At 58.4% G+C, this 3,898-nt stretch carries 5 protein-coding genes; 2 read left to right on the top strand and 3 right to left on the bottom strand.

What is annotated here, in order from left to right; genetic code table 11:
- Positions 1-441: 441 nt before the first annotated feature.
- From QOL62_RS19560 to QOL62_RS19550, 3 genes are all read right to left on the bottom strand, one after another.
- Entirely contained in the window at positions 442-1,557 is a 1,116-nt protein-coding gene (locus QOL62_RS19560) for an IS110 family RNA-guided transposase (protein ID WP_283407291.1), read from the bottom strand.
- A 296-nt stretch (positions 1,558-1,853) separates the two neighbouring features.
- Positions 1,854-1,997 carry a hypothetical protein gene (locus QOL62_RS19555; RefSeq protein WP_234831532.1) on the bottom strand — a complete coding sequence of 48 codons (144 nt, stop codon included), beginning with the start codon at positions 1,995-1,997 and terminating at the stop codon, positions 1,854-1,856.
- Between the two features lie 157 nt (positions 1,998-2,154).
- Complete coding sequence (locus QOL62_RS19550) at positions 2,155-2,601, bottom strand: globin domain-containing protein (protein ID WP_043150706.1); 447 nt, start codon at positions 2,599-2,601, stop codon at positions 2,155-2,157.
- Positions 2,602-2,972: 371 nt separating this feature from the next.
- Between QOL62_RS19550 and QOL62_RS19545 the strand changes: the two genes are divergently transcribed.
- Positions 2,973-3,311 (top strand): hypothetical protein, encoded by a 339-nt coding sequence (locus QOL62_RS19545; RefSeq protein ID WP_283407290.1) that lies wholly within the window; start codon positions 2,973-2,975, stop codon positions 3,309-3,311.
- 15 nt (positions 3,312-3,326) lie between these two features.
- Complete coding sequence (locus tag QOL62_RS19540; RefSeq protein WP_283407289.1) at positions 3,327-3,470, top strand: hypothetical protein; 144 nt, start codon at positions 3,327-3,329, stop codon at positions 3,468-3,470.
- The last annotated feature ends 428 nt before the right edge of the window (positions 3,471-3,898 follow it).

The raw sequence follows: 3,898 nt of genomic DNA, 5'->3' as shown, positions 1-3,898 counted from the left end.
GCCAGAAGCACCGCATGGGCTTGGTGGTACGCACTATCGGCATCGCCCGTGCCCGCATCAAGATCGGGATGGCGAACCTCGCCTATAACTTCCAGGGGTCGGTACATAGAACGGACCCAGATATACGCTCTCATGACTGCCATCCGAGATACTGCCCGAGTTTACCCCTTCGCTGGCCGCAAGACCAGCGTTCGCATTGACCTTGGCGGGTGTGCCGCGGACGCCTGATCGACGACGATTGATCATGCTCTCATCCGCGGGTTGGTTACCGCACTACCCGTATCCGTCGCTGGGCCTATCCTTCGTCTAAGTTCGGGCGTCGGACGAACCTGCCCCACCGTACACCGCGGATTGCCCATCACAGTCGGGTGCCCGCGGCACGCCGGCCAAGGCTATGCAGGTGATGCGCTGGCGCCTCCTCTCGTGATCGTTGTGCGTGGATCAGCCAGCGACCGCCGGTGACACCCGACGGGCGATGTCCCAGGCATAGCCGACCAGTTCACGCGCGATCGCAGTGGTCACCTTCGGCTGCGGCTTGCCGGTGGCTGCTAGGCGACGGTAGCGCTGAGACAGGCGAACCTGTGCCTTCCACCCGATTGCCTGGATGTCCTCGGGCAAGTCGATGACCCGCTCACGGTAGCGCCGTTCCTCGCGAGCGGGCAGCCGATACGACCAGCCCGCCTCGATCAGCATGGTTCGTGCCTGCGCGTTGCCCGCGCGGGTGATCCGGCCTCGCTTGGTCCGGGCGCCGCTGGAGTGCTCGGACGGCACCAAGCCAACATACGCCATCAACTGCTTAGGATTGTCGAAGCGGGTGAGATCGCCTACTTCAGCGACCAGCGTCGCAGCGCTGACCAGCCTGATACCGCGCAGGACCTGCAGATTGCGGACCAGCGGCGCGAAACACCATGCATCCACCGCTTCGGCCAATGCTGCCTCGAGCCGTCCCACTCGCGCCTGCGCCTCCAGCACCCGCTTCTGCATTTCCTCGAATGCCAGCTGTTGGTGGGGAAAATCGAACCGCTGCTCGGACAACCACCGCCAGTACATTTTCGTCCAGGCCGCCTTGCCGCCGAAACGACGATCATGACGCAACAGGAAGCTGCGCACCGTTTGCTTGGCCCCGATGGCATCGTCCTGCGCATTTCGCCGAGCGCGGATGAGATCGCGTACCGCCTCATGCGCTTCGTCCGGCACCCAGATCGCGGTGAGTTCGCCGGCGCGTAGCAGCCGCGCCAGTGTCATCGCGTCACGTCGGTCCGTCTTCACATGGTCGCCCGGGCGTCGCGGCATCATTGAGGGGGCGATGACAATGCAATCCTGCCCCAGCTTCGTCAGCAACCGATGCAGGCCATAGCCACAGGGACCAGCTTCGTAGCAGACGTTCAACGTAACGCCCGGTCCCGTTAGTCGCTTGACCAGCTTTCTGACCGCATCGTCCTCGTTGGCGACTGTTCCGATGAAACGCACCTCGCCTCCGCGCTGTCCATCGGCAACAGCGACCGCAATGGTTTCCTTATGCACGTCCAGACCAACGTATTTCACTGCGTCCGTCATGACTCGCCTCCGCTGCTGAAAAATCCATCATCAGCATCTCAGATTCGAGCCTCCGAGGCTCGGGCAGTCATGGGGTCTAAGCGCTAGCTGGCCGCTCAAGCGTCCGAAAACACCTGTTTGTCGTGCATTCGGTGGATCACACCGTCAAGCCAACGCAGACTTGTCGTTGACCTTAAGCCGAAGAGGATCACTGAATAACTGACTAGGTTTTGCGGTCGGCTGAGAGTGGCAGTTATAGCCTAAAGCTGAATCTGCCTTATCAGCGGGGCGTGGGCAGCTCAGCTTTGGCTTTTTCCCTACCTCGCTGCACGATAGAATGCGACATGGAAGCAGACTGATCCGAGCGGTGTCACGTTATACTGGATAGTTGGCTCAACGACTCCGGGCGAGTCTTCCGGTGTGAGCACCTTCTCGAATGGCTCTCGTCGGTTATCCGTCACTCTGTATCTCAGGCTACCGCTTTCAACCGTGATGACTCCCCATACCCGTCCTTGGTTGAATGAACATTGAGCAGCCCTTTGGGAGTGGTCTCCTCAGAGAAAGTGTCGGTGCGCTTGTATAATTGCAGCCCCTCAGGAAGGCCTGGGGCTGTAGTGGTCACGCCACTTGTCCTTCGTAAAGCTCCACCTCGCGGTTGATGAGGATGTCCGCGAGGAACCAATAGGCCTCGCCCCATGCATTCAGAATATCGTCGGTTGCAGCCTCTCCCAATACGTCACGGATCGCTGGAAGGAGCGCGTTAGCTACAGCAGGATAGTGATCAGGCTTGATGTGGGTCTGAACGTGGCGTGCGGCAATCCGTTCGATAGCGGGCTTTAGTGCATCCAGCTTGTCGACGTTCTGAGCAAAGGCGAGGATCGCCGCGGCAAGGCGCTTCGGCTGAGCGCCAGATTCGTGAGCGGCCATGTCGAACAAAGCCTTGATCTCGGGATCGACGAAGAGGCGCTGGTACATGCGCGTGGTGATATCCACGCCATGCTGCTGGAGCGCTGGAGCCGTTGCCTTCACCAAGGCCATGGTTTCGGGGGACAGTGGTTTGGACATACTGAAGTGCTCCCTTGCAGAGTTGGCAACGAAACGATTAGGCCCAGGGGTAGGTTTCCTATTCTGTCGCTCCACCACCCTAAGCTCACGGACCCCGCCATGACCAGGGGTTTGATCTTGTCACGCATAATGCTTCAGCCGGCGTTCAAACGCGTAGCTGGGTTGAAGCGGCGGTGATCGGGAAGGGATTCCAACCCGCAAGATCCGGCTGACGTGAACCGTCCCTGCCACTCGGTAGGGAGCCTTCGAACACCAGGGGCGCTTCAGAGTTCGTCACAAGAAAGGCAGGGACGATCGGGTTTTATCGCACGACGGATGGCTTGTTCGAAACAAGCAGACTACCTTCCCTTGTCGTAATCAGAAGGGACTTCATGCCGCGCGAATATGATGATCCGATATCTCCAGAGGCCATCGAAGAGGCGGCACAGCTTGCTCACAAACTCTGGCAGGAGAAACCGGGTGAGACACTCGACTCCGACGTTGAGAAAGCCATTGGTGAAACGATATGCTCGTGCGCGACGGATATTGAAGATGCCATCGAGGGCACGAAATCCGGCACGCATCGGGAGATAGAAGCGGCAGTGAGAGCTCGGACCTGCGAGCTAAACAGACAAGGTGCGGTCTGGGATGCAGTGGACCAGGCATCATTAGAGTCCTTCCCCGCTAGTGACCCTCCTGCATGGATAAGCCAGAGACCAGCGCGGAAATGACCCAAGGAGACGACGATGGCGTTGAAACATGTGAAGCCGAACGAAATTGTGAATCTCGCTTCCGGAATGGAAGGAAGCGAAGAAGTTGGCCGCGTTGCCCTCGTGAAAACAAGCCAGTTTACGGCGCTTCGCGTATCAGGGGTGACTACACGAAAGTGAGTTTTACGTACGCTAAGAGAGAACCTTTGGCGAACGGACGGGGCGCTGTCATGCGGCGCTGCTTCTTTCTATTTTCACCGCTAACAACGATAAGGGCTTACTCGCCGTTCTCAGTTAAGACTGTCAATGGATATGTTACGCCGTGACGCGCGCGCGCTTTAGCCTTAGCTCTCTGGTGATTATCTCTCAGGTGCTTATCGGATGTGGTCAAGAATCTGTAGATATTGTTAAGCGAAAAGACGGCGCGTTGGTTTACTCTCGCCCCTCCGTGGACACAGCGCTAACCAACTTGATTCGTGGTAAGTTCCAACGAGTTAATGACTGCATTGTGTTTGACCTGCCCCCCGAAAGGTCCCTCATTCTGATGTAGAGTCTGCCCACGAGGAAGGAGCAGACGCATGAGGAAGAGCCGTTTCACCGAGGCGCAG

The organism is Novosphingobium panipatense (assembly GCF_900182875.1).
GTDB lineage: Bacteria > Pseudomonadota > Alphaproteobacteria > Sphingomonadales > Sphingomonadaceae > Novosphingobium > Novosphingobium panipatense.
Note: the sequence above shows the minus strand (reverse complement) of the source record. Positions and strands in the feature narration are given on the sequence as shown.

What these genes read in the sequence shown, in the direction of transcription:
- QOL62_RS19560 (WP_283407291.1), bottom strand. Translation starts at nt 1,557, where the DNA reads ATGACGGACGCAGTGAAATACGTTGGTCTGGACGTGCATAAGGAAACC.
- QOL62_RS19550 (WP_043150706.1), bottom strand. Translation starts at nt 2,601, where the DNA reads ATGTCCAAACCACTGTCCCCCGAAACCATGGCCTTGGTGAAGGCAACG.
- QOL62_RS19545 (WP_283407290.1), top strand. Translation starts at nt 2,973, where the DNA reads ATGCCGCGCGAATATGATGATCCGATATCTCCAGAGGCCATCGAAGAG.
- QOL62_RS19540 (WP_283407289.1), top strand. Translation starts at nt 3,327, where the DNA reads ATGGCGTTGAAACATGTGAAGCCGAACGAAATTGTGAATCTCGCTTCC.